Source organism: Shewanella electrica, assembly GCF_022321485.1.
Lineage (GTDB): Bacteria > Pseudomonadota > Gammaproteobacteria > Enterobacterales > Shewanellaceae > Shewanella > Shewanella electrica.
This window is the reverse complement of the sequence record NZ_JAKOGG010000395.1, coordinates 1-262: the sequence shown is the minus strand read 5'-3', so window position 1 is coordinate 262 and position 262 is coordinate 1. Positions and strand designations below refer to the sequence as shown.

Below are 262 nucleotides of genomic sequence, written 5' to 3'. Positions count from 1 at the left end.
ATCATCAGAAATTTCCATTGTCTGAGAAAGATTAATTTTATCTGCTTGCCGATCTATCTTGTCTTTTGATTGAGCGTTTAATTCTGGTGAATCTGAAATCCAAAGAAAAATGGCATCTGGTTGATCACTATATCTCGCTTCACCATTAAAAATTTTTTCCATAAGCGCTGCCATAATTATAGTTTTACCAGAACCAGTTGGTGCCGTGAAAGATACAACTTGTGGCACTAAGGTTTGTTGATACGCTCCTAATGAATTAGCC

General features: G+C 36.3%; 1 protein-coding gene. It reads right to left on the bottom strand.

The window, feature by feature from the left end:
- Positions 1 to 262 (bottom strand): DEAD/DEAH box helicase family protein (locus L9G74_RS21020; RefSeq protein ID WP_238898699.1); only part of this gene is annotated, 262 nt, incomplete at both ends.